The 25,435-nt window shown below is 70.0% G+C and carries 25 protein-coding genes; 12 read left to right on the forward strand and 13 right to left on the reverse strand.

Annotated elements, in window-relative coordinates; genetic code table 11:
• A partial coding sequence (locus ACH34T_RS18010; protein ID WP_395993293.1) for a tetratricopeptide repeat protein occupies nt 1-910 on the forward strand: 910 nt, incomplete at its 5' end.
• Between the two features lie 536 nt (nt 911-1,446).
• The gene (locus tag ACH34T_RS18015; protein WP_395993294.1) at nt 1,447-1,641 is read left to right on the forward strand and encodes a hypothetical protein; all 195 of its coding nucleotides are present in this window, start codon (nt 1,447-1,449) and stop codon (nt 1,639-1,641) included.
• A 243-nt stretch (nt 1,642-1,884) separates the two neighbouring features.
• Here the strand turns inward: ACH34T_RS18015 and ACH34T_RS18020 are convergent, their stop codons facing one another.
• The gene (locus tag ACH34T_RS18020) at nt 1,885-2,277 is read right to left on the reverse strand and encodes a tyrosine-type recombinase/integrase (RefSeq protein WP_395993295.1); all 393 of its coding nucleotides are present in this window, start codon (nt 2,275-2,277) and stop codon (nt 1,885-1,887) included.
• Between the two features lie 60 nt (nt 2,278-2,337).
• On the opposite strand from ACH34T_RS18020, the gene ACH34T_RS18025 reads away from it, so the two are divergent.
• The 4 genes from ACH34T_RS18025 (at nt 2,338) to ACH34T_RS18040 (ending at nt 6,467) form a co-directional block, all read left to right on the forward strand.
• On the forward strand, nt 2,338-3,573 hold the full coding sequence (locus ACH34T_RS18025; protein ID WP_395993296.1) for a hypothetical protein: 1,236 nt from the start codon (nt 2,338-2,340) through the stop codon (nt 3,571-3,573).
• A 428-nt stretch (nt 3,574-4,001) separates the two neighbouring features.
• On the forward strand, nt 4,002-4,622 hold the full coding sequence (locus ACH34T_RS18030; RefSeq protein WP_395993297.1) for a Crp/Fnr family transcriptional regulator: 621 nt from the start codon (nt 4,002-4,004) through the stop codon (nt 4,620-4,622).
• Nucleotides 4,623-4,714: 92 nt separating this feature from the next.
• Entirely contained in the window at nt 4,715-5,326 is a 612-nt protein-coding gene (locus tag ACH34T_RS18035; protein WP_395993298.1) for a hypothetical protein, read from the forward strand.
• Between the two features lie 178 nt (nt 5,327-5,504).
• A complete protein-coding gene (locus ACH34T_RS18040; protein WP_395993299.1) occupies nt 5,505-6,467 on the forward strand; it encodes a hypothetical protein in 963 nt (320 codons plus the stop codon).
• A 34-nt stretch (nt 6,468-6,501) separates the two neighbouring features.
• Here ACH34T_RS18040 and ACH34T_RS18045 read toward each other — a convergent pair whose 3' ends face one another.
• The 6 genes from ACH34T_RS18045 to ACH34T_RS18070 form a co-directional block, all read right to left on the reverse strand.
• Nucleotides 6,502-7,134: a hypothetical protein gene (locus ACH34T_RS18045; RefSeq protein WP_395993300.1), complete on the reverse strand. Its 633-nt coding sequence runs from the start codon at nt 7,132-7,134 to the stop codon at nt 6,502-6,504.
• 251 nt (nt 7,135-7,385) lie between these two features.
• Nucleotides 7,386-8,699, reverse strand: coding sequence for an erythromycin esterase family protein (locus ACH34T_RS18050; RefSeq protein WP_395993301.1), 1,314 nt, complete (start codon nt 8,697-8,699; stop codon nt 7,386-7,388).
• A gap of 127 nt (nt 8,700-8,826) precedes the next feature.
• Nucleotides 8,827-10,215: an MFS transporter gene (locus ACH34T_RS18055; protein WP_395993302.1), complete on the reverse strand. Its 1,389-nt coding sequence runs from the start codon at nt 10,213-10,215 to the stop codon at nt 8,827-8,829.
• 102 nt (nt 10,216-10,317) lie between these two features.
• Complete coding sequence (locus ACH34T_RS18060) at nt 10,318-11,475, reverse strand: MFS transporter (RefSeq protein WP_395993303.1); 1,158 nt, start codon at nt 11,473-11,475, stop codon at nt 10,318-10,320.
• Nucleotides 11,476-11,561: 86 nt separating this feature from the next.
• Nucleotides 11,562-13,370: an ABC transporter ATP-binding protein gene (locus ACH34T_RS18065; RefSeq protein WP_395993304.1), complete on the reverse strand. Its 1,809-nt coding sequence runs from the start codon at nt 13,368-13,370 to the stop codon at nt 11,562-11,564.
• Nucleotides 13,367-15,226, reverse strand: coding sequence for an ABC transporter ATP-binding protein (locus ACH34T_RS18070; protein WP_395993305.1), 1,860 nt, complete (start codon nt 15,224-15,226; stop codon nt 13,367-13,369). Before ACH34T_RS18070 ends, ACH34T_RS18065 begins: the two co-directional genes overlap by 4 nt.
• A gap of 137 nt (nt 15,227-15,363) precedes the next feature.
• Between ACH34T_RS18070 and ACH34T_RS18075 the strand changes: the two genes are divergently transcribed.
• Nucleotides 15,364-16,017 carry a MerR family transcriptional regulator gene (locus ACH34T_RS18075; protein WP_395993306.1) on the forward strand — a complete coding sequence of 218 codons (654 nt, stop codon included), beginning with the start codon at nt 15,364-15,366 and terminating at the stop codon, nt 16,015-16,017.
• A 205-nt stretch (nt 16,018-16,222) separates the two neighbouring features.
• On the opposite strand, the gene ACH34T_RS18080 is transcribed toward ACH34T_RS18075, so the two are convergent.
• Entirely contained in the window at nt 16,223-17,578 is a 1,356-nt protein-coding gene (locus ACH34T_RS18080; protein ID WP_395993307.1) for an FAD-binding oxidoreductase, read from the reverse strand.
• A 166-nt stretch (nt 17,579-17,744) separates the two neighbouring features.
• On the opposite strand from ACH34T_RS18080, the gene ACH34T_RS18085 reads away from it, so the two are divergent.
• The 3 genes from ACH34T_RS18085 (at nt 17,745) to ACH34T_RS18095 (ending at nt 20,436) form a co-directional block, all read left to right on the forward strand.
• A complete protein-coding gene (locus tag ACH34T_RS18085) occupies nt 17,745-18,617 on the forward strand; it encodes a sensor histidine kinase (RefSeq protein ID WP_395993308.1) in 873 nt (290 codons plus the stop codon).
• Nucleotides 18,614-19,300 carry a response regulator gene (locus tag ACH34T_RS18090; protein ID WP_395993309.1) on the forward strand — a complete coding sequence of 229 codons (687 nt, stop codon included), beginning with the start codon at nt 18,614-18,616 and terminating at the stop codon, nt 19,298-19,300. Before ACH34T_RS18085 ends, ACH34T_RS18090 begins: the two co-directional genes overlap by 4 nt.
• A gap of 83 nt (nt 19,301-19,383) precedes the next feature.
• Complete coding sequence (locus ACH34T_RS18095) at nt 19,384-20,436, forward strand: hypothetical protein (protein WP_395993310.1); 1,053 nt, start codon at nt 19,384-19,386, stop codon at nt 20,434-20,436.
• Nucleotides 20,437-20,524: 88 nt separating this feature from the next.
• Here the strand turns inward: ACH34T_RS18095 and ACH34T_RS18100 are convergent, their stop codons facing one another.
• On the reverse strand, nt 20,525-20,650 hold the full coding sequence (locus ACH34T_RS18100) for a hypothetical protein (protein ID WP_395993311.1): 126 nt from the start codon (nt 20,648-20,650) through the stop codon (nt 20,525-20,527).
• 86 nt (nt 20,651-20,736) lie between these two features.
• Between ACH34T_RS18100 and ACH34T_RS18105 the strand changes: the two genes are divergently transcribed.
• Both ACH34T_RS18105 and ACH34T_RS18110 read left to right on the forward strand, forming a co-directional pair.
• Nucleotides 20,737-21,006 (forward strand): hypothetical protein, encoded by a 270-nt coding sequence (locus tag ACH34T_RS18105; protein ID WP_395993312.1) that lies wholly within the window; start codon nt 20,737-20,739, stop codon nt 21,004-21,006.
• Nucleotides 21,007-21,135: 129 nt separating this feature from the next.
• The gene (locus ACH34T_RS18110; RefSeq protein ID WP_395993313.1) at nt 21,136-21,462 is read left to right on the forward strand and encodes an MmcQ/YjbR family DNA-binding protein; all 327 of its coding nucleotides are present in this window, start codon (nt 21,136-21,138) and stop codon (nt 21,460-21,462) included.
• A 107-nt stretch (nt 21,463-21,569) separates the two neighbouring features.
• On the opposite strand, the gene ACH34T_RS18115 is transcribed toward ACH34T_RS18110, so the two are convergent.
• From ACH34T_RS18115 to ACH34T_RS18130, 4 genes are all read right to left on the reverse strand, one after another.
• A complete protein-coding gene (locus tag ACH34T_RS18115) occupies nt 21,570-22,190 on the reverse strand; it encodes a class F sortase (protein WP_395993314.1) in 621 nt (206 codons plus the stop codon).
• 87 nt (nt 22,191-22,277) lie between these two features.
• Nucleotides 22,278-22,787, reverse strand: a complete 510-nt coding sequence (locus ACH34T_RS18120; RefSeq protein WP_395993315.1) for a hypothetical protein — start codon at nt 22,785-22,787, stop codon at nt 22,278-22,280.
• A gap of 186 nt (nt 22,788-22,973) precedes the next feature.
• Nucleotides 22,974-24,644 (reverse strand): HEAT repeat domain-containing protein, encoded by a 1,671-nt coding sequence (locus ACH34T_RS18125; RefSeq protein WP_395993316.1) that lies wholly within the window; start codon nt 24,642-24,644, stop codon nt 22,974-22,976.
• A 229-nt stretch (nt 24,645-24,873) separates the two neighbouring features.
• The gene (locus ACH34T_RS18130) at nt 24,874-25,422 is read right to left on the reverse strand and encodes an SUKH-4 family immunity protein (RefSeq protein WP_395993317.1); all 549 of its coding nucleotides are present in this window, start codon (nt 25,420-25,422) and stop codon (nt 24,874-24,876) included.
• Nucleotides 25,423-25,435 lie beyond the last annotated feature (13 nt).

Here is a 25,435-nt window from a genome sequence, read left to right on the forward strand (position 1 = left end):
CACCACCTACCGCGACCTGGGCCAGCCCGATCAGGCCAAACCGCTGGAAGAGCAAGCGTTGGCGATTACCGAGGCCGCCTACGGTCCCCACCACCCCACCGTCGCCACCAGACTGGGGAACCTCGCCACCACCTACCGCGACCTGGGCCAGCCCGATCAGGCCAAACCGCTGGAAGAGCGAGCGTTGGCGATTACCGAGGCCGCCTACGGTCCCCACCACCCCGACGTCGCCATCTGGCTGGGGAACCTCGCCGGCACTTACCGTGTTTTGGGCCAGCCCGATGAGGCCAAACCGCTGGAAGAGCGAGCGTTGGCGATTGCCGAGGCCGCCTACGGTCCCGACCACCCCGACGTCGCCACCAGGCTGGGGAACCTCGCCGCCATCTACAGCGCTCTGGGCCAGCCCGGTGAGGCCAAGCCACGGCTCGACCGAGCATTGGCGATTACCGAGGCCGCCTACGGTCCCCACCACCCCGACGTCGCCACCAGGCTGGGGAACCTCGCCAGCACCTACCGCGACCTGGGCCAGCCCGATCAGGCCAAACCGCTGGAAGAGCGAGCATTGGCGATTACCGAGGCCGCCTACGGTCCCCACCACCCCACCGCCGCCACCATTCTGGGGAACCTCGCCACCACCTACCGCGACCTGGGCCAGCCCGATCAGGCCAAACCGCTGGAAGAGCGAGCATTGGCGATTACCGAGGCCGCCTACGGTCCCCACCACCCCACCGTCGCCACCAGGCTGGGGAACCTCGCCGCCACCTACAGCGACCTGGGGCAGACAGCCGAAGCGATCTCGGCGATCACGCGGGCTAAACGGTGCGCAACAAATGCACTGGGAGCGGAGCATCCCACGACCCAGTCCCTGCAAGAGTTCGCTGAGTTCCTGCACAGAGCGCCAGCCAGCTAGCCGAAAGTGGACCGTACGATGACTAGGCGGTGGAGCGAGTGTGAAGCGGGGGCCTCGCGGCTCCTCTCCCCCCGCGGGCCGGAGGGCACACCCGCGCGGGACTATCTGTCACACTGTCTCGCGTTCGCGCGGGCGCACCCTCCGGGACCGGTGTGGGTGCTAACTGCGCTGCTCACGGGGTCAGATGATCTTGGACGGGAGTGGACATGCCGGAGGCTGCCGCGCTGGTCAGGAGACGTGCGGGGACATGCCTGAACATGTCTGATCTTGCTGTCAACAGATGGGTTGAGCGAGCTCGAACCAGGGGGCTGCGCCGCCCCCTGGACCCCCGCGAGCCGAGGCACTCGTTCGCGCGAAACGGTCTGTCACACTGTGCGCGCCGTTCGCGCGAACGAGCACCCCGGGCCGGTGGCAACGTGCGGCATGCGCGCGGGCAGAGGCACCGACGGGTCTAGGCTGTCGCAACCGTCCGGTCCTAGAGCCGTCAGGGACGTACGATGAGCGTGGTGTCCGATGGGGAGAAGGAGAGATGAGCAGTGGCGGCATCGCTCAGCGAGATCGAGATGCGGCTTCGGGCCGTCGAGGCGCGCGTTGGTCGGCACGATGAGGACATGGCCGCGCTCGTGGACACCGGCAGTCAGACGCTCACGCTCGTAAAGGCGCTCGCCCAGCACGCGGGTTTGGACGTTGACGAGCTGCTCGCCCAGGCAGAGGACGACGTCGAGGACTAGCAGGTCAGCGCCGCCGGGGCTGACGGCAACCCTGACGGCAACGACGGCAACCAACCGGCACCACGGGCGCACGTCTGGCACCGTCTGACCTCGGCCGACTGGGTGGCCTCAGGGTGGTTGTTACTTCTGAAAAGCGGAAGGTCGGCGGTTCGACCCCGCCCCTGCCCACTCTCTGACCAGCGAAAAGGCCCGGAACCATTCTCGGTTCCGGGCCTTTTGACAGCAACGGTGACAGCAACGGCCTCAGCCGAGCACATCCCCCAGCTTCCCGAGCGCCGCCCGCTTTTCGTCGAGGGCCGCGTGAGCGTAAATCGTCATGGTCACCTCGATGTCGCTGTGCCCGACGACGTCCCGGACGATGTGCGGCGGAACGCCGAGGGCCAGGAGCAGCGAGACGCACGAGTGCCGCATGTCGTGGAACCGCATCGACTTCAGCCCCGCGGCTTCCCGGATCCGGCCCCAGCTACGGCGAAGGTTGTCCGGCTCCATGGGTGTGCCGAGCCGGGACGGGAAGACGAGCCCGTAGTCCTGCCAGTGCGGCCAGGCGTCCGCCCGCTCGTCGTCCTGACGGACCTGGTGCTCGCACAGAGCCGTGATGCACAGGTCCGGGAGCGGGACCGTGCGCTTGGTGCGCACGCGTTTCCATCGCGGGATTCCTCGTGGGCTTGGTCGTCGAGCCGGATCGGCTCGCGCGGCATGTCGTCAACCGCGCTGCTCGTTTACCTGTTGAGTATCGGCGGTGGGTCCTGTGCTGCACGCGCGGGTGCTGAATGGCACTTCCTGACCGAGAGGCGCCGAGCAAAGGACAAGGAGTACAGACGACCTCGAGAGCATGCATCCCGTGCGAAGTCCACCGGCTTCGCCGGCAAGGTGGACCAGCACTTCGATCACTACTTCGCTACGTACCTGCCACACAACACGAGCCGCTCCGCTTGGCTGGCCGGCACAGCGGGGATCCGCAGAAGCGTCCGTGATGAGATCGTCGATGTCTACCGGGAGCAGCGCACCGGAGTGGAAAAGATCGCCTGGCTGATCCGCTACCGGGTGAGTGAGGTCCGGCGGCAGTGGGAGAACGGCACACTGTGGAACTACCAGCAGGAACTTTCACCCCCGCTGGCCATCAAGGTGGTGACCCTGCTCGGCCTCGCCGTCCTCACCTCTGGGACGATCTGGACGGTGGGGCGCGCAGCACCGACCGCACCTGCAAGCACGATCACCTCCACGTTCTTGGCACTCCTCGCGGGGGCGCTGGCCAGCCGTGCTTGGCTGCAGATCTTCGTGGAGCACCAGCGATACGCAGCCGACAAAGCCGAGGCAACCAGGATCCAAAAGGGTTGCGAAGCGGCTTTTCGACGCTGGAAGCTCAAACTCGCTGACAAGCCGACCGACCCGGACATGGCCGCCTGGCTGGACCACGACCGAAAAGTCTTGCTGGACGAAGCCCTGCACCACTACGGCTTGACCATGAGCGACATGATCGCGCATGCCTTCATCGAAACCGCCGGATCCCCCACCAAGCGCGCACGGGTTCACAAAGGACCCTGGCGCTATACGCGCTATCGCCTGCTCCTATTCCTCCTCACCAAGGACGGGGTACGTCAGCTCAGCGCCGACCTCGACTTCGAGCGGGGTACCTTCCATGACCGAGCCCGCACCAACTACCGCTACGAGGCCGTGGCAGCCGTCCGGGTACGCCAAGCCGACGACGGCGACCACAGCTTTGAACTCGCCCTCGTCAACGGAGAGCTCGTCAAAGCCGAGATGTTAGCTGCCGCGATGGAAGAACTGCAGGTGGACGAGACCCTCGCAACAGTTTCAGAGACGACGCTGGACGCCGCCGGCCTTGGTCACACGCTGCATGTCATGGAGGGAATCGCAGCAGAGGGCAAGTGCTGGATCGAGCAGGAACGCCAGCGAAAGGCAGATTTCTGAGGCCATGTAGCCACATGGACAACGCTTAGGCCGCACGAGTCGGCATACACAGCACGATCAAGCAACCACTGCTGGCGGCGAGGAAATCACCTCGGTGTTCACCGAGGACGACTCAACTGACTTTCCGCAGGCCTGCGAGGCTCGTCAGCAAGTTGCACGGAGCCATCGCGCACCAGAGGCGGGGCTGGGGCACCCGGCTCGCCACCGAACTGGTCACCGACCTCACAGCCAGCGGTGCAGCATCAGCATTATTAGCGACAAGTCAGACCCCGAGAATGGAAAGTTAAATAGGCCGATATATATCCAATCCAGGGCCCCCATATCAAACCACCGACCTCCAGCAAGAGCCAATCACGTACCGTCACGGCCCTATTTTTTTTCGCACCGAGCAATCGTTTTCTGCCTTCCCGTGCGGCAAGAATGATTACATGCAGACATCGGCGATGCTGGCGAAATTGATCACCCGAGCAGGAACAGAACGGAAGGTCGCCAGAGACACGACCGTTCTTCGGCAGGGTGATGAGTCCGCCCAGGTCGTGCTCCTGCGCCACGGCAGGGTCAAGGTGGAGATCATCAGCTCGGAAGGGGCGATCCTTCTGGCGGCAGTGAGAGGACCGCTCGAAACCCTCGGTGCGCTGGGCGTCATGACCGGAGAGCCGCGCACGGCCACCGTCACCGCGATGTCCCCCTGCACGACCACGGTGCTCAGCGCCGCTCGGTTCCGCAGGCTCTTGACCGAGCACCGGCTGGAGACGGAGGTGACCCAGCAGACAATGTCCCGGTTCGTCGAGGCGGAGCAGTGGCGGATTGAGCAGGCGACCCTCCCCGCCCGAGCACAGCTCATCCACGCGCTGCTGCGGCTGTCGTTCGCCGGACCGAGCGGCCGACCAATCCTCAGCCTCACACAGCGCGAACTTAGCCAGGCGATCGGCAGAGACCTCAGCGTCGTCTCCGCCGCGCTGGGCGAGCTGCGCAAGAACGGGTTGATCACGACGGCGCCCAGGGGCGTAACAATCATGAATCCAGGAGCGCTCCGCAAACTCGTTTGAGTGAATTCGGCGCGGTACCGGATTTCCGGTACCGCGGCTCCCCGGCCCGTCTCACAGTGGAACTGCTCGCTCCCGACCTCACGGAGGTAGAAATGGAGACATACTGCGCTTTCGTCACTTATGACATTGAGCGGTTCAGCGCGCACTCCGAAGCCCAATACCGCTCCGTCCAGGGGACCCTGGAGCAGGCGGTCGAGACCGCGTTCGCGCTCTCCAGCCTCACCGGTCTCTGGGCGTCGGCGACGCGGGAGAGGGGCGGCGACGGCGCCCTCGCGGTCATGTCCCACCAAGCGCTCCCCCAGCTCATCGACGCCTTTCCCGCTCAGCTTCAGCGGATCCTTCGCGACCTGGACCCGGATCTGCGCGCCCGGCGAGCCCGGATCCGGCTCAGAGTGGCCGTCGACGCTGGACTGGTGGACGACGTCCACACCGCCTCCGCACCCAAGATCAAAGTCAGCCGTCTGGTGGACAGTCCCGCTCTGCGTGACGCGCTGACCCGGAGCCACCCAGACGTCACGTTCGTCGCGCTCCTGCTGTCGGCTGAGGTCTTCACGCACTATGTCGCCGGCGGCCGAACGAAACTCCACCCGGCCCAGTTCACCCCCTGCCAGGTCCGCGTGAAGACCTTCGAGCACACCGGTTATCTCCACGTGCCGGTTCCGTCGCTGGCGCAGACCGAGCGCAGGGATCACGCCAAGGCCTGACGGCTCTAGGCCTACGAGCTCTCATTCACCGCTGGCCCCGTCCAGCCGTACACGCCTGGGGTTAGGCATGCACGAATGTCCACGAGATCCATCCACGATCGTCGTACGCGACCGCGGCGTCCCGGCCAGCCGCCGCGCTGAACGAAGGCCCGATGCCGGTTTCGTCATGCCAGGGGGCATGCGCCAGGCCCGCAGGAAGGCAAGGCGCGGTCTCGTCGTCCTCACGGGTGCCAACGGCATCGAAACCACGGCAGTTCACCTGCTGGCGGAGATCTGTACACCGGGCACCACACCGGTCCGTCTCCCAGCCGGGTTCGATTTCCAGGACTGGTCCCCCGACCGTAACGGCGGCTATCTCCTGCGAGTCACGGCCACCCGCTTTCTGGAATGTCCCGCGTCGCTGTTGAGCCTGACGGAACGGCTGCGAGAAGCTCACGCCACTCTGGTAATCGTCATTCCCTCCGGAGTGCAGCTCACCGACCGGATGACGACGGCGGCCGCCGGGTACCTGGTCCAGTGCCTGCCGCCGGACCCCAGGCAGGTCTTCACCATGAGGATCGAGGCTGGGGCCAACGATCCACGGGCCCTCCTGCGCAGCCTCCCCGACGGATTCCTCACCCGATTACTCCCACCGTGGTCGTGTCCACAGGACGCCGTGGACGTCGCCGAGGCGCTCACTCTCCACGAGAGCCCGGCCGGCGACCTGACGAGGGAGCGTGCGCACGACGTTCGCGTGCGCCTCGATCACCAGGCAGACCTGGAAGCGGGCGGATTCCTCCGGCGCGTGACAGATCAGGACGTCATGGACGTCCTGATCTCGGCGGCCACGTTCCGCGGGCAGCCTCTGCAGATCGTCCTTGATAAGGCCGAGCATCTGGCCTCGATGCGCGAAACACCCGGTGAGAGGCCATTCGACGGGACACGCGCGCTGACCGCAGCGGCGCAGCTCGAAGGAGTCCGGGTGGAACCGGCGAATCACGGTCGATCCCGAATCGTCTTCTCGCGTTCTGGCTGGGCGGACGCACTCCTGAGGCACGCATGGCGAAATCGCTCGGCGGGGCTCCTCACACGGTGGTTAGTTTCGCCAGCCGAGCCAGTCCCTGGGAGCATTGGGGGAACGCCGTGTTCACATCGGATCTAGTGGGCATCCAATCGACTATGCAACCGCCCTCTCCTCACATGGACGCCGTCGGCCGCCGGGTCGTCGATGCTCTAGAGCGTCTCCTCCGTCCTGCTGGAGAAGAGGACACAAGTGCCGAGCACGCCCTCAACTGCGCCAGCAGCACAATGACCTCGCGCGCTCCTTCGGTGGCAACCTGAGCACTCGGTACAAGGGAGAACTCGGCACCTTCGCCCTGTCGCTCGGGGACATGCCCAAGGAACTCGCCGTGACCGCCGTGAACAGGGTCTGTCCCCTCAGATATGGTCCCAAATAGCGCCGTGAGGGGGACAAAAGCGACGATCGCGAGTTGGAGCAGGCAGCCCCGCTGCTTCACCGTGCCGGGAGCTCCGATAGTGCCTGCGAGGTAGAGGGACGCAGGGCCACGGTACTCCAGCTCAGCTGGCTGCTCAGGGGTCAGAACCGTGGTGGCGACGCCAATCTGACCTCCTCCCTGCGACACGGCGACGTGCACTGGCTTGTCCGCCGGGATCTCGAAGGCCGCCCTCCCCCACCGCTGGTGGTAGTGGGCACCGTCGATACCGACGGTGACGCCGGCCTTGGCAACGACCCCGCGGCGCATGTGGAGATGCAGGACCCGCGTGGGACCGTCGTGGTGGCGGGCGTAGGGGATGGGCGTCTCGCTCATGCCCGCCATCGCTACCACGGGGTCCTGCCGCCGAGCCACCCCGCATGCGCCACCATCGGCACACGCGCCGCCTAGTGCTCAATTGGGCAGGCAGCGAACGCCCGCCCCGATGTCCTGTCATCAGTGCGATCGCTCAGCGGCATGAGCGGATGTTTCGTCGATGCCAGGGTGTGGCCGCAATTAAGACGGTGTTCCGTACGGTTTGCGCGACGGAGGCGTTGGTGGTGCGGGCCGTTGGGGTGAGGCGATTCTTACAGGAGGTCGGCTGCGTGTATTCGGTGTAGGTGGATGATGATGTCGTAGAAGGTGCCGAGGGCGACGATCGGCTGGTGCTCGTCGGGATACTCGGCGCCGATGTCCCGCGTGGGGCGTGCCTGGCTGAGCCAGCTGCGGGCCGGGGCAGGGGCGGTGCGGGTGTCGAAGATGAAGTCGCGGTAGCGGACCTTGTCGAGGGTGTGTTCGTTGCCGCCCGGCTCGGCGGGGCCCACGGTGACCTGGCGGAGGGGGCCGCCGCCGGGTGGGGAGGCGTTGAACGCGCCGCGGTAGAAGGTGAACCCGACGTTGACGTAACCGCGGCCGATCTGCTGGCGGATGAGGTCGCCCTGGATCCGGTACGGGTACTGCGGACGTGAGTTGCCGTACGCGACGTGACCGTTGTGTGCCGACAGCAGCGTCCGGCCGGTGCGGCGGCTCCACCAGACGGTGTTGTCGGCCATCGCCTGCTCGCGGTACTGCACCGCCTTGAGGATCTCGGCCTGGTCATTGAAATCATGGGAGTACATCGTCGCGACCTGGGAGATGAAGGTCGCGTACTGAAGGGTCGTCGGGTCGGCGCCTCGACGGCGCAGCAGTTCCACAGCGCGCGCGGCGCGTTCGGCCAAGGCGCGGCGCTCGGTCAACGGCTGTTGGGGGTACTTCTGCATCCAGGTGTCCATGTCGGTGGTCGGCCGTAGCCCTCGGTAGAGCCCGGCCAACTGTGGGAGCAGCGTGGGGTCGTGACGCCGTGCGTAGTCGTCCACCCGCGCGAAGAGTTCGTCGCCGGGGTAGTCGACGTCGTTGCCGACGTAGTGCAGCCGGGCGCCGTGCCGCGTGTTGTACGCGCGCATCCAGCGGAAGAGGTCGAGGTATTCGCAGGTGTTCCACAGGCCGGTACTGCCTTGGAACTCCTCGTCCATGATCTGCCGGATGTCGCCCTTGCCGTGCAGGACGTAGTCGTTGATCCGCAGACCGGCGGCGACGTGCACCTCCTGGCTGAACGCCCGGAAGCCCTTCTCCCGCACCAGGTAGCCGAAGACCCGGTGTTTCATGGTGAAGAACTCTCGTGAGTTGTGCGTGGCCTCCCCCAAACCGACGACAGTGGCGCCGTTCACCATCGCGCCCAGCGGCCGCAGATCGTCCTGACCGCCGGTGGGCTCGGTGGAACGCAGCGGATGGGCGTTCGACTCGATCGCCCGCACGACCGGATCGACGGCGGCACGCGCGGAATGTTGGACGGCCAGTGCCGGGAGCACGGCCACGAGCGCGACGAACACCGTCGCCGTGCGGCGCCGTGATGTGATCAACATGGAGTCTCCCTCGCCCGCATGGCCGGTCAGGTCAAGCGACCATGATCGAGTGAGAGCGGGACGGCGGACACTACCGGCAGCGCCAAGATCCCCGTTGGGGCTAGCCCCACCCGGCGTGCGCGAGCGTTCAACGCCGGTGTGGTGTCGTGCTGGTCGTCGGCGATGTGCCGGCGGGACGCATGGCGGCGGCCGTGAACAGCGCGGTCGCCAAGGCGACGATTCCGGCGACGCCGCCGACCAGGTGGAGCCCGTCGGTGTGGGCTTGTTCGGCGGAGCGGGCACCGGGATGGGCGGCCTGGGCGGCCAGCAGGGCGCCCAGGAGCGCGATGCCCAGGGAGGTGCCGGTCTGCCGGGTCGCGTTGATGGTGGCTGCGGCGATGCCGGTGTGCTGCGGCCGGACGGCGGCCATCACGGCGGAGTTGGACGCCGGCATGGTCATGCCGTAGCCGGCGCCCATCAGCGCCAGCACCGCGGCGATGAGGAGATATCCGGTGTCGGGCTGAACGGCCGGGAGTGTGAATGTTCCGGCCGCGACGAGCACGAAGCCGGTGGCCAGGGGGACGCGTGGCCCGGCCTTGGCGATCCAGCGTCCGGCCAGCGGCGGGACGAGGACGGGGACCAGCGCCGGCGCGAGCATCAGGACGCCGACCTCGGCGGCGGAGCGGTGCTGGGCCTGCTGCAGATAGGTCGGCAGGAACACGCTCAGCGAGAACACGCAGAAGCCCACCGCGAACGCGGCCAGGTTCGGGCTGACGAACCGGAGGTCGGTGAACAGCCGGATCGGGAGCATCGGGTGGGTGCCGCGCAGTTCGACGGTCAGAAAAGCCACGAGCCCGCCGGCGGCGACACCTAGGGCAGTGATCGTCGCGGGCGTGTCCCAGCCGTGCTCACCGGCGTTGATCAGCCCGTAGGACAGTGCGCCGAGCCACAGGACGCCCAGGATCTGTCCGGCCGGGTCGAGAGCGGCGTGCCGGGGGTCCGCCGACTCGGGTATGCATCGCCATCCGGTGAGGAGCGCGAGGACGCCGAGCGGGAGGTTGATCAGGAAGATCGACGGCCAGCCGAACGTCTCGACCAGGATCCCGCCGATGACCGGTCCGGCCAGGCTGGAGGCGCCGCCGACGGTGCTCCAGCCGCCGATCACCCTGGCCCGCCGCGCGGGGTCGGGGAACGCCTGCGCGATCAGTGACAGCGATCCGGGCAGTGCGATCGCCGCACCGGCGCCCTGCAGAAAGCGGCCCGCGATCAGCAAGGCCGGTGTCAGGGAAGCGGCGCAGACGGCCGAGCCGAGGGTGAAAAGCGCGACTCCGGTCAGGAACGCGCGTTTGCGGCCGTACCGGTCGCCGAGCGCGCCCGCCGACAGGGCGAGGGCGGACAGGCACAGGGTGTAGGAGGTGACGACCCAGAGCAGGGTGCCGTTGGACGCGCCGAGGGCGGTCTGCATCGACGGCAGCGCGATGATCACGATGTTGACGTCGAGCAGGGCGATGAAGGCGACCAGGTACACGGTGAGCACGAGGCCCGCACTGCTACGGCCCCGGGGCGGTCGGGTGGCGGATTCGGCTGTCATGGGCATGGCGCGTCTCTCCAAGCGGTGAGTGGGGAGGGTGCGGGACGATCAGGTGGCGGCGCGGTCGGCTCGTCTGCGGCTCCAGGCAGGGCCGACGGCCGTGCCGACCAGGCCGAGGACGACCGCGATGCCGATGAGCCACGGGAAGCCCGCCTGGGCGGCGAGAGCGAGCCCGGCGGAGTTGACCAGGGTCACGAAGACCCCCTCGACCGACATCGGCACGCTGTAGTCGGTGGCGGCCGAGGACGGACGGGCCAGGTCCATGGAGACGGTGGAGATCCAGGTGAGTTTGGCGCTGTAGACGGCGTTGACGGCCATCAGGGCCGCCGTCGTCGGTACCGGGTCGGCGCTGCCGGCGGCCGCGGGGAACAGGGCGGCCACGGCCACGATTCCCAGCAGCCCCATCGCCAGCGCGGTTGAGGGCCGGCCGTAGCGGGTGACGGCGACGCCCGCAATGAGCGCGGCCAGCGCCCCAGCCGCCGTGGTCAGTGACTGGACGAGCGCGATCCGGTCCATCGGCCAACCGGCCGACAGCAGCATGGCCGTGCGGGGCGAGGTCGCCAGCCACTCGCTGATCGCGAAGACCGGGATCACGATCACGGCCCAGGCGGCCAGGTGCGGACGCCGGAAGAAGTCGATCAGCTCCCTGCCCGGTGCGCGCCCGTCCTCGGCCGGCTGGACGGGGGGTTCGGTGAAGCGGGCGAGCACGGCCAGCGGGATGGTGAACACAGCGGCCAGGGCGAGCACGGTCACCGTCCATCCGGCGCGCGCGTACAGGAGCAGGGCGCCGCTGGAGCCGGCCAGCATCGACGCCCCGGCCGAAGCGGTGGCGATTCCGCTGGCCACGCCGCGGTCGGCCGAGGGCAGCAGGCGCACCACCAGACCGTTGAGGCCGGTGTCGTGCAGCACCGTGAGCGCCAGCACCAGGCCCATCAGCCCCAGCAGCGCGGGCAGGTCCGCGGACGGGTCCACCGCCGACATCGCCGCCAGCGTGCCGATGAGCGCGACCTGGGTGATCATCACCCAGCCGCGGTAATGCCCGAACCGGGTCAGTCCGTACCGGTCCACCACGGGCGCGGCCAGGAAGCGTGCGAAGTAGACGGCGCCGAGCAGGTTGACCAGGGCGACCGTGCCCATCGGGACTCCTCTGCCGAGCAGGATCGTGCCCAGGGTGAGGAAGAAGAACGAGAACCCGATGTTGGACACCAACGACAGCGAACCGATGACCAGCAACCGCCTCGCGCGGGAGCTCCCCGCCGGCGGGTCACCGGTTCGGACGGGTTCGAGCGCCGTCATCGGGGACCGGGGCCCGTACCGTGCCGGACCGGCGGGAGTGTGTGCGGCGGTTGTTCGGCTGCCGCGACCGTGGTGATGCGCCAGCCGCGGGCGCGTTCGTACCCGTCGTAGAGGTGGGCGAAGATGCCGCCGGCCCGGCGCAGCTCATCGGGGGTCCCGGTCTCGGCGACCCGGCCCGCGTCGAGGGCGACGACCTGGTCGGCGGTGGCCAGGGTCGCCGGGCGGTGGGCGATCACGATCACCGTGCGGCCGGGGTCGCGGGCGAGCGCGGCGATGGCGGCGCCGACGGCCGCCTCGTTCTCCGGATCCAGAGCGGAGGCGGCCTCGTCCATGAGCACGATGGGCGCCTGCTTGAGGAGGGCCCGGGCGATCGACACCCGCTGGCGTTCGCCGCCCGACAGCCGGGCGCCGCCCTCGCCGACGCGGGTCCCCCAGCCGTCCGGTAGGCGCTCGATGACCTCGTCCAGGCGTGCCGCCCGGGCCGCCGCCGTCAGTTCCCGGCGGGTGGCGTCCGGACGGGCGATGCGCAGGTTCTCCTCGATGGTGGTGTCGAACAGGTAGACGTCCTGGAAGACGATGGCGATCTGCTCCAGCAGCGCGGCGGGGTCGTAGCGGCGGACGTCCACACCGCCCACGCGCACGCTTCCCGAGCCTGTGTCGAAGAACCGGGCGATGAGCCGGATGACGGTGCTCTTGCCGGCCCCGGACGGTCCGACCAGCGCCGTGGTGCTGCCGGGCGGGCAGCGGAACGACACGCGCGACAGGGCGGCCTCACCGGCCCCGGCGTAGGTGTAGGTCACCTCGGAGAACTCGACGGAGGTGTCCTCCACGCGCCGCACCGGGTCCGGGCTGCGGGCGAGCGCCGGTGTGCGCAGGACGTCTTCGGCCTCGTCCACGAGGTAGTCCATCGCGCCGAGTCCGGAGGCCAGGCCGACCATCGTGCCGAGGGGTTCGAGGAAGCGGATGGCCAGGACCAGCAGGGCGACGCTGTCGGCGACCGCCAGGGACCCGTCCAGCAGCAACTGCACGACCACCGCCAGCACCGCCGCGTACCCCGCCAGCACCACGGCGTTGTAGGACAGGTCGGGGAACAGCATGCGGCGCAGGGCGCGCCGGTACTGCCGCCGGTGGTCGTCGAACGCCTCGCGCATGCGGGGGGTGCCGGTGGCGGCCAGGCCGGCGGCGCGCAGTACCGGCTGGGCCTGGCCGAACTCGATGGCGCGGCCTGCGGCCTGCTTGCCGGCGATCTCCATGTCGGCCGACACGGCGGCCACCACACGCTTGGAGCGGCGCATCGCGACCAGCGCCAGGACGAAGGTGGCCAGCAGCAGTAGCGCCAGCCGCCAGTCCACCAGGAAGGTCACGGCGGCGACGGTGAGCGGCATCAGAAGGCAGCCGATGGCGGGCGCCGCGACCGTCACGGTCAGCTCGGCGAGATGGTGGGCGACATTGGTGGCGGTGTGGACGAACCGCGCCTTGTGCTCGTCGGTGAACCAGCCCAGCGGCAGCGTTGTCACGTGCCGCATCAGCCGGCGGCGCAGCTGGATCGCCAGTTCCATCGCGGCGGTGAATCCGGCGGCGGACGCGGTCGCCGCCAATGCCGCGTACGCCACCACGCCGAAACCGCCGGCGATCAGCCAGGGAGCCGCGGCGGCGAAGTCGGGCTCAGGCCGCAGCAACGCCCGGAGCACGGGCAGAAGCAGACCCAGCAACGCTCCCTGGACGACCGCGAGGACGGCGGTGAGCAGCCACACCCGTAGCAGCGGTCGAGGATCGGGCCACAGCCGGTACACATTCCGGATCACGACCGGTCTCCCTCGCGCTGAGCCGCCCACATCCGGGCGTACACCCCTCCGCGGGCCAGCAGTTCGTGATGGGTGCCGCACTCGGCGAGCCGTCCGCCGTCCAGGACCAGGATCTGGTCGGCGGACGCGATGGTGTGCAGCCGGTGCGCGATCACGATCACGGTCTTGCCGGCGACGAGCTCGGCCAGCGCGTCCTGCACCGCCGCCTCGCTGTCGGGGTCGAGGGCGGCGGTGGCCTCGTCCAGGACGACGATCGGGGCATCGGAGACGATCGCGCGGGCGATGGACAGCCGCTGCCGCTCACCGCCTGACAGTCCGTCCCGCCCGGTTTCCAGCACCGTGTCGTAGCCGTTGGGGAGCCGTTCGATCACTTGGTGGAGCCGGGCCGCCCTGGCGGCCTCGCGCACTTGTTCGTCGCTGGCGCCGGGGCGGCCGATGCGGATGTTGCCGGCCACGGTGTCGCGCAGCAGCGTCACGTCCTGGAACACCAGCGACATCGACGCCAGCAACGTCCGGGAGGGCAGGTCCCGCACATCGGCGCCGCCGATGCGGACCGCGCCGCCGGTCACGTCGTAGAACCGCGGCACCAGACCGGCCAGCGTGGTCTTTCCGGCCCCCGACGGGCCGACCAGGGCGGTGATCGTGCCGGGCTCGCACACCGCGCTCACGTCGGTGAGCGCGGGGGTGACTCCGTCGTAGGAGAACGACACGCGATCGAACTCGATCCGGTGTCCGCGGGCACGGCGGGGGCGCTCGGGCTCGCGCAACGGGGGCCGGTTCAGCAGCGCGTCGATGTGACCGGCCGCCATACGCGCCATCCGCAGACCATGGCCGCCCCGCAGCACAGGAGCGATCGAGGTCGGCAGCCCGATCCCGACGATCAGGAAGGGCAGCAGGGCGGAGACCGTCAGCGCACCCGCCGCCACCAACACCGATCCGGTGGCCGTCAGGACCGCCAGGATCGCCACCTCCGAACCGAGGACGTGGCTGACGGCCGCGCCCCGCCGGTTCTGGGCCACGAAGGCGCGGTAGGCGTCGGCGTGGTCGGCCATGGCCTGGTCGAACCGCTCCAGCATCGTGCCCGTCGTCCCGCCGAACGTCTTGACCACGCCGATCCCGTCGACGTACTCCACGCTCGCGGCGGTGATCCGGCCCTCGGCGGAGATCAGCCGGGCGATGTGCGGGGGCGAGGCCCGCATCCCGAGGCGGTGGCCGAGCACCCCCAGCAGCGGGACCGCGATGGTGACCAGCGCCATCCGCCAGTCCACCCACACCAGGTAGCCGAACCCGGCGAGCCCCGCGGTGGCCGCCCCCAGCACGCCTCCCAGCGCGTGGGCGAACAGCTCGTGCATCGCCCCCAGATCGCCGGTCATGGCCTTGTTCACCTGACCCGAACCGGACGCACGGAACCATCCGAGCGGCAGCACGCCCAGCCGGGCGGTGATCCGCGTCCGCAGGTGATGGATCATCTCCGCGTCGGCCTCGTGCCCCACATGGGTGGCCAGCCCCGACAGCATCAGCCGCAGGAGCGCACCGGCCGCCCCCACCGCGGCCCAGCCCCACGCCGTGGCGGCCGGCGGCGCGGCGGGCTGGGCGCCGGACGCGGCGAGCGCCGCCCGCCCGATCTCCGCGGCCGCCACGAAGGGCGCCAGCCCCGCCGCCGCGGCGACCACCGAGAGCACCGCCGAGACGATCAACCGGCCCCGTACCGGACGCAGCATGCGGGCCACGGCACCGATGCCGATCAGCGGCGGAGCGTCGGCGCCGATCAGGGGTGGAGCGTCGGCGCCGCCCGTTTCGCCGTCCTGGCGCGGCGGATCGGGCCGGGCTTCCCGGGTGATGTCCGTGGCCGTCATGAAACCCCTCAGCGTGGTGGTGGATCGCCTCCCGTCCGCCGTGGCACACCGGACGGTGACCGTCCGCCCCCGGGCGGGAAGGTTAGGCTTGCCTAAAACCTTGCGTGCTCAAGTCGACGTGATGTCAACTGGGGATCATGGACGAGCGCGCGGTCACCATCGGCGAAGCCGCGGCCCTGTACGGGCTGACGCCCTCCACACTTCGATGGTGGGAAGGCCAGGGCCTCCTGGACCCGCCCGCCCGCGCGGGCGGCAAACGCCTCTACCGGGACGCCGACCTGCGCCGCATCGGGCTGATCTACCTGTGCTGCGTGACCGGCCTGATGCCCCTGGACGAGGCCGCCGCCGTCACCTCGGGCGACACCGACCGCCGCACCTGGCGCCGGACCATCGCCCGGCACATCGCGCGCCTGGAACAGCTGATCGAACAGACCGACGCGGCCCGGAACTTCCTGAGCCACCTGCTGCGCTGCGAGGCCGACGACATGGCCGCCTGCCCGGTTCTCGACGGCGAACTGGCCGCGCGCACACCCCGGGGACGCGTCCACGACACCGACCTCGTCCACGCCGCGGCCGTCGCACGCGCCGGACCCGTCCGGTCTCCCGCCACCCCGAGGCGTGACGAAAAGCCAGGCACCGGCGGAACGCGTGACGAAAATGCGCATCCGCGATGCCCGGGCTGTGGCCAGACCGTCGCGCGGCATGCCCGTGGCCGTCCCCGCGTCTACTGCTCACGCGCCTGCCAGCAGCGCGCCTACCGCACCCGTCGTCCTGGTCGCCGGCCCGCCTGAGCGCTTTCGTCCTTTCGGGCTCAGGGTTTGCCGTGGTCGCGAATCCTCGCCCTGAGTGCCCTGCCACTGCCGTGGACGCTGATCGTGACCGCGCCGACGCACCGCAGCGGCTGCCCGCACCCGCCGAAGCCGGTCTCAGGCGCTGATGCAGACCTGCATCGTGCACTGCCATGCAGGCCGCAGCGGTGGCGTGGGCGCCCCAGGTTTAGGCAGGGAGGACGTTGTGGGTGCGCCGGAACACGTTGCCGGGGTCGTAGCGGCGTTTGACCGTGGCCAGGCGCCGGTAGGTGTCGGGCGGGTAGGCCGCCGCGACGTCCGCGGGTTCGGCCGAGCCGAGGAATCCGACGTAGGCGCCCGAGCCCAGGGCGCTCACTCGCGACCATCGGTGCAGCGCCTGATCCAGGAGCCCGGGCGGCGCGGCGTCCGGGACGAGGAAGGCGGCCGCCGCCATGACTTCGGCGTCCCGGTGGGCGAAGGCGGTCGCGTTCGGGCTGACGCGCGCGGCCGCGCCGCCCATGCTGCGTAGCGAGAGCGCCGCTCCGCCGCCGGTGAACAGTTCGTCGACGGCGGCGACGCGCGCGTCGTCGAGCGTGCTGAAGAAGGTGTTGCGCACCTCCATGCGCAGTCCGGGAGGCAGCGGCCCGGCGTCTTCGAGTACTTCGGCGTAGGGCATGGCCCTGATGTCGTCGGTGGTGATCGGGGCGAGTGCTCGGAACGGGCGCAGCGCCTGCTCCGCCTCGTCGGCGTCCGAACCGGCGTAGCAGCACGTCAGCGTGACGCCTGCGGGATGTCCCGGCATCGCGGGCATGAGGCTGAGCGTCGTGGTCAGCTTCTCGTCGGCGGCCCGCATCAGGTCGCGCCAGCCGGCGATGAGTCCCGGCAGGTCGCCGGCCTGGTAGCCGATCGTTCCGAAATGCACGGAAGTGATCGGCTGGGCGATGAAGTCGAAGCCGACCGCGACGCCGAAGTTGCCGCCGCCGCCGCGCAGCGCCCAGAACAGGTCGGCGTGCTCGACGGCGTCCGCGCCGATCAGCCGGCCGTCCGCGGTGACCAGTTGGACCGAAGCCAGGCTGTCGATGGCCAGCCCGTGCCGGCGCACCATCCAGCCGATGCCGCCTCCCAGCGTCAGCCCGCCCACGCCGACCTGCCTGGTGTCTCCGGCGGTCAGCCCCAGCCCGTGCGGGCTCAGCGCCGCGGCCACCGCGCCCCAGGTCGCGCCCGCGCCGACGCGCACCCGCCGCGCCGGGCGCCCGGAGGCCGGGTCCAGCAGGCGCACACCATTGATCCGGCGCGTGTCGATGATCATTCCGTGGGTGCTCGTGCTCAACCCCGCCATGCTGTGTCCGCCGGACCGCACCGTCACGGCCAGCCCGGCGCCGGCCGCGTAGCGCAGCGCCGCCGCGACCCCGGCCGCGTCGCTGGGACGGACCACCAGGTCGGGCGTGCCGTCGGCGAACAAGACCGCCGCGGACTCGGGGTAGCCGTCGTCCCCCGGCCTCAGCACCCCCGCGAGGTTCTCCAGCGTTGCTGCGGGACGTTCGCTGCTCGATATCTGTGTCATGGGGACGATGGTGCCGACCCCGCAGGTCTTCGGTCGTCGGGCACAGGGCGTGTGTTTCTGCTGCTCAGCGAGGAGTCGGCCGTCCGCCCGTGTACTACGGCGGGAGTAGGCGGCAATGGGTCCGGCGGGAGGACGCGCCTGCGGAACCGGCCCGTATCCTCGGAGAATGCGTACCGATCGCGGCTTGCGGAGGCTCTACGGCGCCGGATGGCTCATCTCCGCGGGCGTCATGCTCGTCGCCGCCCGCATGTGGCTCCTTCACCTGCGCGAGGTGGAGCAGCGCGCCGAAGAGGCGGAGCGAACCAAGGACGAGGCCGCCAGGCGCAGGGCCGTCGAGGAGCGGTTGCGCATCGCACGGGAACTGCACGATTCGCTCACGCACAGCATCTCGGTGATCCAGGTGCACGCCGGCGTCGAGGTGCACCTGGCGGGCAAGCGCGGTGAGGATGTGCCGCCCGCGCTGCTGGCGATCCAGGAGGCCGGCGCGGACGCCGCCAGGGAACTGCGGGCCACACTCAGCGTGCTGCGCGCCGACGAGGACGCCGAGAGCAGCGGCCTCGGCCAGCTGGAAAGCCTGGTGGCACGGGCGCGCACGGCCGGGTTGCAGGTGACCGTGACGGTGACCGGCGCGCGATGCCGGCTCACGCGCGACGTCGACCAGGCCGCCTACCGCATCGTGCAGGAGGCGCTCACCAACGTCTCGCGGCACGCAGCGGGGGCGAGCGCCACGGTTCAGGTGCGCTACGGATCCAGCCCCCACCCACCACCATCCAACGGACGAGCTCCGCTCGACGCCCCGTCCTCCAGCCCCCACCCACCACCATTCAACGGACGAGCTCCGCTCGACGCCCCGAATCTGCTGATCGTCCAGGTGGACAACGACGGCGGCGCGAGCAGCGTCCCGTCGGCGGGGCAAGGGCTCGGCCTGATCGGCATGCGCGAACGGGTCACCGCGCTCGGCGGCCGCCTGGACGCCGGGCCGCGCGAGGACGGCGGCTTCCGGGTACGCGCCGAACTGCCGATCCGGGCGGCAACATGATCCGTGTCCTGCTGGCCGACGACCAGGTGCTGATCCGCAGCGGGATCCGGTCGCTGCTCGACTCCGAGGACGACATCGAAGTGGTCGCCGAGGCCGCCGACGGTCAGCAGGCGATCGCACTGGCCGCCGAGCACCGCCCGGACATCGCGCTGGTCGACATCCAGATGCCGGTTCTCGACGGCATCGAGGCGACCCGGCGGATCGTCGCCGACCGGCGGCTGGCCGGCGTCCGCGTCGTCATCCTCACCAACTACGGGCTGGACGAGTACATCTTCCGCGCGCTGCGGGCCGGCGCGAGCGGCTTCCTGCTCAAGGACACCCACCCCGCCGAGCTGCTCCAGGCGCTGCGGGTGGCCGAGCGCGGGGACGCGCTGCTCTCCCCCGCGGTCACCCGCCGGCTGATCAGCGAGTTCGTCGCCCGCCCACCGGACGCGCTGGCCGCGGCGGGAATGGAGCCGCTGACCAACAGGGAACGTGAAGTCGTCGCCCTGGTCGCCCACGGACTGAACAACGACGAAATAGCCGAAACCATGGTGCTCAGCCCCACCACGGCCAAGACCCACGTCAGCAGGGCGATGACCAAGCTCGGCGCACGCGACCGCGCCCAGCTCGTCGTGTTCGCCTACCAGAGCGGCCTGGTAAGCCCCCGCGACCCCACCCCACCCACCAGCGGCACCCGCTGAATCAACCGCCTGCCCCCTCGAACGGTGGGAGGTGACATACGGCGTCTATCGGACGTTTGCCCAGGTCCCCTAGGGTCGCCCGCATGGAAGACGATCTTGACTCTGCTGTACGGCAGGCGTCGGTCCGGGGGGCGCTTTCGCGGCGGGGGGTGCTGGCCGCGGGCGGCGCCCTGGCCCTGCCCGGCGTCCTCGGGGCCGCCCGTCCCCCGCGTCGGCGGCCGCGCGTCCTGGTCGCGACCAATGAGCCGTGGGGGACCTACCACGTCCGGCCCCTGCTGCCCGAGGCCACCGGCCGGGGCTGGCGGCTTACCCAGCTCGTCCCGGACCGTTCCCAGATCCAGCCCGGCGAGACCGTTCCCATCGCGACGCTGGACGAGGCGCCGGAGGCCGACCTCATCGTCGTCACCGGAGCGGGCGAGTGGCCGCTGGAGTGCGCGAACCGGTTCCGCGCGCTCCCGCTCGCGGCCAGCTCGCTGGCCTACCTCGGCCCTGGACAGGCCCCGGGTGCGCGGCGACTCCGCAACCGCCTGCGGCTCGTCACGTCCCAGTCGCCGGCCGAGGCGCGCTCGTTTCGCGGCTACCTGGGCACCAACCGGCGCATCATGGTCACCGGCTCGCCTCAGACCGACGCCCTGCCGGCCCGCGCCGCCGAGCCCGGCCTGGTGCTCGTGCTGACCAGCGTCACCCACGACGACGAGACCGGCGGTGCCGCACCCGGCACGCGACTCCTGCTGGACGCGGCCGCCAATCTCCAGGCCGCCGGCAAGCGCATCCTCGTCGGCATTCACCCGCGCGAGGACCGCTCGCTGTGGGACCGGTACGAGATCAGCGACGTCCCGTCCCTGCAAGCCTCCGCTCGGGCGGAGGCGGCCATCGGGATCCCCGGGACCGTTTTCCCGCTGATCGCCGCGGTCGGCACCCCGCTGGTCGGCTGCACCGACCCGGCATTGACCGTCCCCGACTACCTGCTGGCCGTGTGCTCCTCCACCATCGACGACGCCACCGATGCCGTCGCCGCTATCCAGGACGCCCGGCCGTCGCCTCCGGACACGCTCGCGGACGCCGTCGGACCCATCGGCGGCTCCACCGCCCGCCTCTTGGACGCCTGGTCACGCGTCGCCTCGCGCAAGCCGTAGGAGACGCCGCAGCGCTGTCGCCACGGTCAGGTCCTCCCATGCCAAAGCGTCGAGCTGTACATGAACACCGCGTCCGGGCGGCGCCACTTCACCCCCGACGGGCACCTGCCACAAGCCGGACGGCGCTGGCCGAAACCGGCAGCACCATGACGAGCAGCCTCACCGCCATGCTCGGCGGCTGGCTGACCGGCGGCGGACGGATCCGCTCGGTCATCGGCAACACGCTGCTCCTACGGGACGGCCGGCCGTGGCTCGCCCTCGGCACACCCGGCATCCCCCCACATCACGGTGCCGCAGGTCATGACGAGCATCCTCGAAAGCGGCCTGGACCCGTACGCGGCGGACGACGCACCACGCATGATGCCGCTCGCCGACGACTATTCGGTGACGGTCGAAAGCCGGCTGCCGCCCGAGGTCGTCGCCGAGGTCGCCCGCATGGGAATCCTGGTCCGGCCGATGGCGCCGTACCAGTACCAGATGGGCAGCTTCCACATGACCTGGTGCGACGACACGGGCGCGCTGCACGCGTCCGCCGGCCCCCGCCGCGCCGGCCAGGCCGCCGGATTCTGACCACCCGGTTGGGGCGGTCCCGTCGTGGTGGTGGTCGGTAGCCTGCAGGTGTGCGGAGATCGAGGTCTGGGGGCGATCAGGATGGCTGACGCCGGGGACGTTCGCCGGTTGGCGTCTGCGCTGCCTCATGTGGTCGAGATCGACAGCGACGGGTTCGACTTCCGGGTCGGCGGCAAAGGATTCGTCTGGTCCTATCCCGAGCGCAGTCCGGGTAAGCCGCGCGTCATCCGGACCGACGTCGCCGTGCTGTACGTCGGCGACGAGGCGGAGAAGCAGGCGTTGCTGCTCGGCGAGCCGGAACTCTTCTTCACCACACCCGCCTACGACGGGATGCCCCTGGTCATGCTGTGGCTGGACAAAGTGGACCTCGACCGTCTGGACGAGCTCGTCACCGACGCCTGGCGCATGCGTGCACCGGACACGCTCGTCGGCGACCTCGACGCCGCGGCCGACTAGCCGGCCCTGCCCATCGCGCTGACCGGCGCGATCGTCCCCGGCTTCCCCCTGGTGAACAAGAGCTTCAACCTCTCCTACGCCGGCAACGACCTGTAGTTCCTACGCGTTCACTGCGAAGCGGTGTGGCGGACCGATGTCTGGGCGGCGTAGACGATGATGTTGTCGCGGTAGCTGCGGTCGTTCTGGTCGAACGAGCCGCCGCAGGTGACCAGCCGGAGCCCGGCGTGGTCGAGCGGGCCGTAGACGCGGTCGGTCGGGAACCGCTCCTTGGGGACGCGTTCCACGGACTCGACAGTGAAGACGGCGGTCTTGCCGTCCTTCCGGGTCACTTCGATGCGGTGTCCGGGTCGTAGCCGTCCCAGTTCGTAGAAGACGGCGGCGCCCTTCGCCGAGTCGACATGGCCGAGGATGACGGCCGCGCCGCGTTCTCCCGGGGTGGGACCGTGGTCGTACCAGCCTGCCTCGTCCAGGCGCTCGGCCGGCGGCACCTGGACGGAACCGTCGGCGGCCAATCCCAGCCGGGACAACGGAGCCCGGACCCCGATCGAGGGAACGACCACCTGGACGGGCGCCGAGCGATCAAGCACCGGCCCGCGATGGTCGGCGGCCCGGGGCACCGCCGCCCACGCGGGCGGCTGCGGTGGACCGTCGGCGCCGCGCAGCCCCAGCCCGACCATGACGAGCCCGGCGGCCAGCAAGGCGATCGTCAGCGTCAACAACCCGCGCATTTCCCCTTCACCCGCTCACTGGCAGTTGTTCCCGAGAAAGGCTCCGGTGGCGGCCACCGAATGGTGACGGCCACCGGAAATCGGTCGTTACGCGGCGGCGTTGCCGCGTCGGCGGACGGCCATTGCGCCGATACCGAGCCCGCCGAGCAGCAGGACGCCCCCACCGGCGAGCAGCGCGGCGTCGGCACCGCCGGCGCCGCCCCCGAACCCGGTCCCGGCGCCGCCCTTCGGGTTGGACGTCGTCTTCGGGTGCGCCTTGCCGTCCACGACGATGATCTCGCCGGTCGACTTGTGGGCGCCGCACCTGACCAGGACGGTGTACGTGCCCGGGAAGGTGTCCTTCTTGATGGTCGCGAGGCCCGCGCGCCCGTCGACCTCCTCGGCGCCGTTCAGCGGGACGGCCCCGCCCACGAACGCCAGCGAGCCGGCCGTCCCGTCGGCGGTGCACTTCTTCCCGACCACGGTGATCTTGTCGCCGGGGCGGGCCTGCTTCGGCTGCACGACCACGTCGCCGGGGTCGGCCATCGCGGGCGCGGCGAGCCCGACCGTTATGGCGCCGAAGACGAGACCGAAGGCGGCAGTTTTACCGAGTCGCATTTCCACTCCATTACGACACGGTGGCTTACTCGACTTTCAGCTCGTGAACCCGTGCCCTCTTACGCCTTCATACGATGAGGGCGCCACCCGTTTGGTTCGAGCTTTTCCGGGCCACTTCCGAACACACAAGATCACAATTCCAGCCGAAAAAAGTTGTAGTGATAGTCGTCACACTCGGAGTGCCGGTCAACGGATTCCGAGAATCCAGCGCAGCCGGTGGGCTTGCCGGGCGCCGATCAGGGCCTCGGCCGTGTCGATCAGCTGCCCGAGCAGCCGCGTCATCTCCCCGGTCGGCGGACGGTAAGCGGTCGCGGCGGCGCGACGGGACCAGACGGTCAAGTCGGCGCGTGCTCGGTCGCCGAGTTGTCCGTCACCGGTGGCCAGCAGGTGAAGGTCGACGTGGACGCGGGTCCAGGTGTCCTTCTCACGCAGTTGGTCGTAGGCCGCCAGCCGGACATGCGGCGGTATGCCGGCGTCCAGCAGGGCCCATAGCTCCACGGCCGGCACTGCGTCGGGTTGGTTGTGCAGTGCCTGCTTGGTCGCGTGGACGACCACCGGCGCCGGGTCGGTGAGCATGCGGGCGATGCGGGTGACAGGGCCGCCCAGGCGGCGGACGGCCCGTACCGCTTCGGCCCGCACCCGGGGACTCGGGTGTTCCAGGAACGGCAGGAGCACATCCACGTCCTGGCGCGTGCCGCATTCCCCGAGTCCGGCGACCAGCGCACGGGCACGGCCCGGCGGCCGATCGAGGGTCAGGGCATCGCGGTAGATCGCGGCAGGGCTGCGGTCCGCGCGGCGGACGGCCCACTGCGCGGTGGCGCGCATCAGTGCCGACCGGTCCGCCAGATGAGCCGCACCCGATTCGGGACGGCCGAGCTTCACCAGTGCGGTGAGCGCCTCGATCCCGACCTTCGCGCTCCCCCGCCTCAACAACCGTTCCAGCACCTCGACGTTCCCGTCCCGGACGGCACCTGCCACCAGCCACTCCGCGCACTGGAGCCGGCAGACCCCATCGTGCTCACGCAGGGCGGCACGCATGACCTCCTCGCGCCGGGGACGATCTGATGCCAGCCACAACCGGTACGCCAGCCGCCGCACCCCGATGTCGGGGTGCACACGGGCCGACGCCAGCACTCCGTCCGGGGCCTTGCGCAGCGCCCCGGCGACGGCCTCCAGAGCGTGCCCGCCGCGCGCCCATGATCCGATCGCCACCGCGGCGCTCGCCATCGCCAGCAATGCCGGAGCACCCGCCGACCGCAATGCGATGGCGAATGACCGGCGCGCACGCTCACGCACCTGCGGCACCCAGTCAGCGGTCCGCAGCACCAGTACGGGAAGCAGCAACTCATCGGTACGCATCACCGGGCCCGTGACCGCTGACTCCCGTCGGTGGCCCGTCCGCGAGCAGGCCGCCACCAGCCGTGAAAGGCGCGCGTCCTCCGGCAGCCGCTCCTTCGCCCCGACCGGCCTCCCGCCGTACGCCGGCGCGGAGGTGCGCAGCGCCCGGTCGAGTCCGATCCAGGTCTTCGCGGCGGCGACCGTCAACATCGCGACGACCTCGTCCGAGTGCTGGCGGCCCGCTGCGGCCTGGATGACCCGCGTCGCCAGCGGACCGTAGCCGGGAGCGTGGAACTCGTGGACGACGTGGATCGGGCCGGCCAGCCGAGCGTTGAATTCCGCCAGGTCCTCGACCGGAACACGCAGTTCCCGGATCGTGCCGTCGCCCGTCCGCCGCACCGGGTAACGGCGTGCGAATTCCGCGTCCGCGTCGAACTCGAAACGCGTCACGAACCCGGCGCCCGACACCGGCACGTACAAGTCCCGGGCGATCTTCACCGCGTACGCCTCGTTCAGCACGGGATTGAAGATCTGCTGATCCGGCAGCCGGGAAGGCCAGGCTCGCCACCCCGTTGCACACAGCGACGACAACTCCGCCGGCCCGACCGGGCGCCACAACGTCACCGTAGGCCGGCCGCTCTTGCCCGCCTCGCCCCGTTGATCGTCCACGAACCGAGTCTGGCGATCCCGCCGGACCGCGACAACCGGATATCCCGTCCGACGTCACCTCCGGTCAGGCAGCCGTCGACTAGTAGAGCCATCGGTCGAGCACTGCGGGCCAGAAATGAGTCTGGTGGTCACCGTCCGCAATGGCGGCCTGGTCGAGCGCTCCGATCTGCTCCAGCAGGTCGGCGAGTTCCGATAGCGCTTCCTCTTCGGCCTGTTCGTCCTCATCCCACCGGTCGATGGCGGTCGAGCCGGTCAACCGGCTGCCGACCAGGTGCAGGGAACACAGCCAATGGTTGATCGTCGAGTTGACGAATCTCGCGGCGCCGTCCGACACCCCTGCTTGCAGTACCTGGCCGGTTTCCGGCGCGGCACCGTACTCCCACGCCAAAGCGGATAGGTCGTCGTCGAGGCGCGCCAATCTATACATCGTCGGCTCCGCGCAAAACGACACCGCATCCACCAGGCCGTCGACCAGCGGTACGCCACAGGAAACCAGCGCCGCCTTTTGTGGTTCGGGAAGCCGCCAGGTCGCCACGTCGGATTCGGCGGCACGCACCACCCGCCCAGCACCTGCCCAGGAGGTGACCGCCGCGAAGGCAGGAGGCACCGGGAGTTCACCATCAGACACGCCGCTGAGGATA

It is taken from the genome of Actinomadura sp. 9N215, from assembly GCF_044326345.1.
Classification (GTDB): Bacteria; Actinomycetota; Actinomycetes; order Streptosporangiales; family Streptosporangiaceae; genus Spirillospora.

Bases quoted from the DNA above. Each gene is read 5' to 3' on its own strand.
- ACH34T_RS18025 (WP_395993296.1), top strand. From the start codon at position 2,338: ATGTCGTCAACCGCGCTGCTCGTTTACCTGTTGAGTATCGGCGGTGGG.
- ACH34T_RS18030 (WP_395993297.1), top strand. From the start codon at position 4,002: ATGCAGACATCGGCGATGCTGGCGAAATTGATCACCCGAGCAGGAACA.
- ACH34T_RS18035 (WP_395993298.1), top strand. From the start codon at position 4,715: ATGGAGACATACTGCGCTTTCGTCACTTATGACATTGAGCGGTTCAGC.
- ACH34T_RS18040 (WP_395993299.1), top strand. From the start codon at position 5,505: ATGCGCCAGGCCCGCAGGAAGGCAAGGCGCGGTCTCGTCGTCCTCACG.
- ACH34T_RS18045 (WP_395993300.1), bottom strand. From the start codon at position 7,134: ATGAGCGAGACGCCCATCCCCTACGCCCGCCACCACGACGGTCCCACG.
- ACH34T_RS18050 (WP_395993301.1), bottom strand. From the start codon at position 8,699: ATGTTGATCACATCACGGCGCCGCACGGCGACGGTGTTCGTCGCGCTC.
- ACH34T_RS18070 (WP_395993305.1), bottom strand. From the start codon at position 15,226: ATGACGGCCACGGACATCACCCGGGAAGCCCGGCCCGATCCGCCGCGC.
- ACH34T_RS18075 (WP_395993306.1), top strand. From the start codon at position 15,364: ATGGACGAGCGCGCGGTCACCATCGGCGAAGCCGCGGCCCTGTACGGG.
- ACH34T_RS18080 (WP_395993307.1), bottom strand. From the start codon at position 17,578: ATGACACAGATATCGAGCAGCGAACGTCCCGCAGCAACGCTGGAGAAC.
- ACH34T_RS18085 (WP_395993308.1), top strand. From the start codon at position 17,745: ATGCGTACCGATCGCGGCTTGCGGAGGCTCTACGGCGCCGGATGGCTC.
- ACH34T_RS18090 (WP_395993309.1), top strand. From the start codon at position 18,614: ATGATCCGTGTCCTGCTGGCCGACGACCAGGTGCTGATCCGCAGCGGG.
- ACH34T_RS18095 (WP_395993310.1), top strand. From the start codon at position 19,384: ATGGAAGACGATCTTGACTCTGCTGTACGGCAGGCGTCGGTCCGGGGG.
- ACH34T_RS18100 (WP_395993311.1), bottom strand. From the start codon at position 20,650: ATGACCGAGCGGATCCGTCCGCCGCCGGTCAGCCAGCCGCCGAGCATG.
- ACH34T_RS18105 (WP_395993312.1), top strand. From the start codon at position 20,737: ATGACGAGCATCCTCGAAAGCGGCCTGGACCCGTACGCGGCGGACGAC.
- ACH34T_RS18115 (WP_395993314.1), bottom strand. From the start codon at position 22,190: ATGCGCGGGTTGTTGACGCTGACGATCGCCTTGCTGGCCGCCGGGCTC.
- ACH34T_RS18120 (WP_395993315.1), bottom strand. From the start codon at position 22,787: ATGCGACTCGGTAAAACTGCCGCCTTCGGTCTCGTCTTCGGCGCCATA.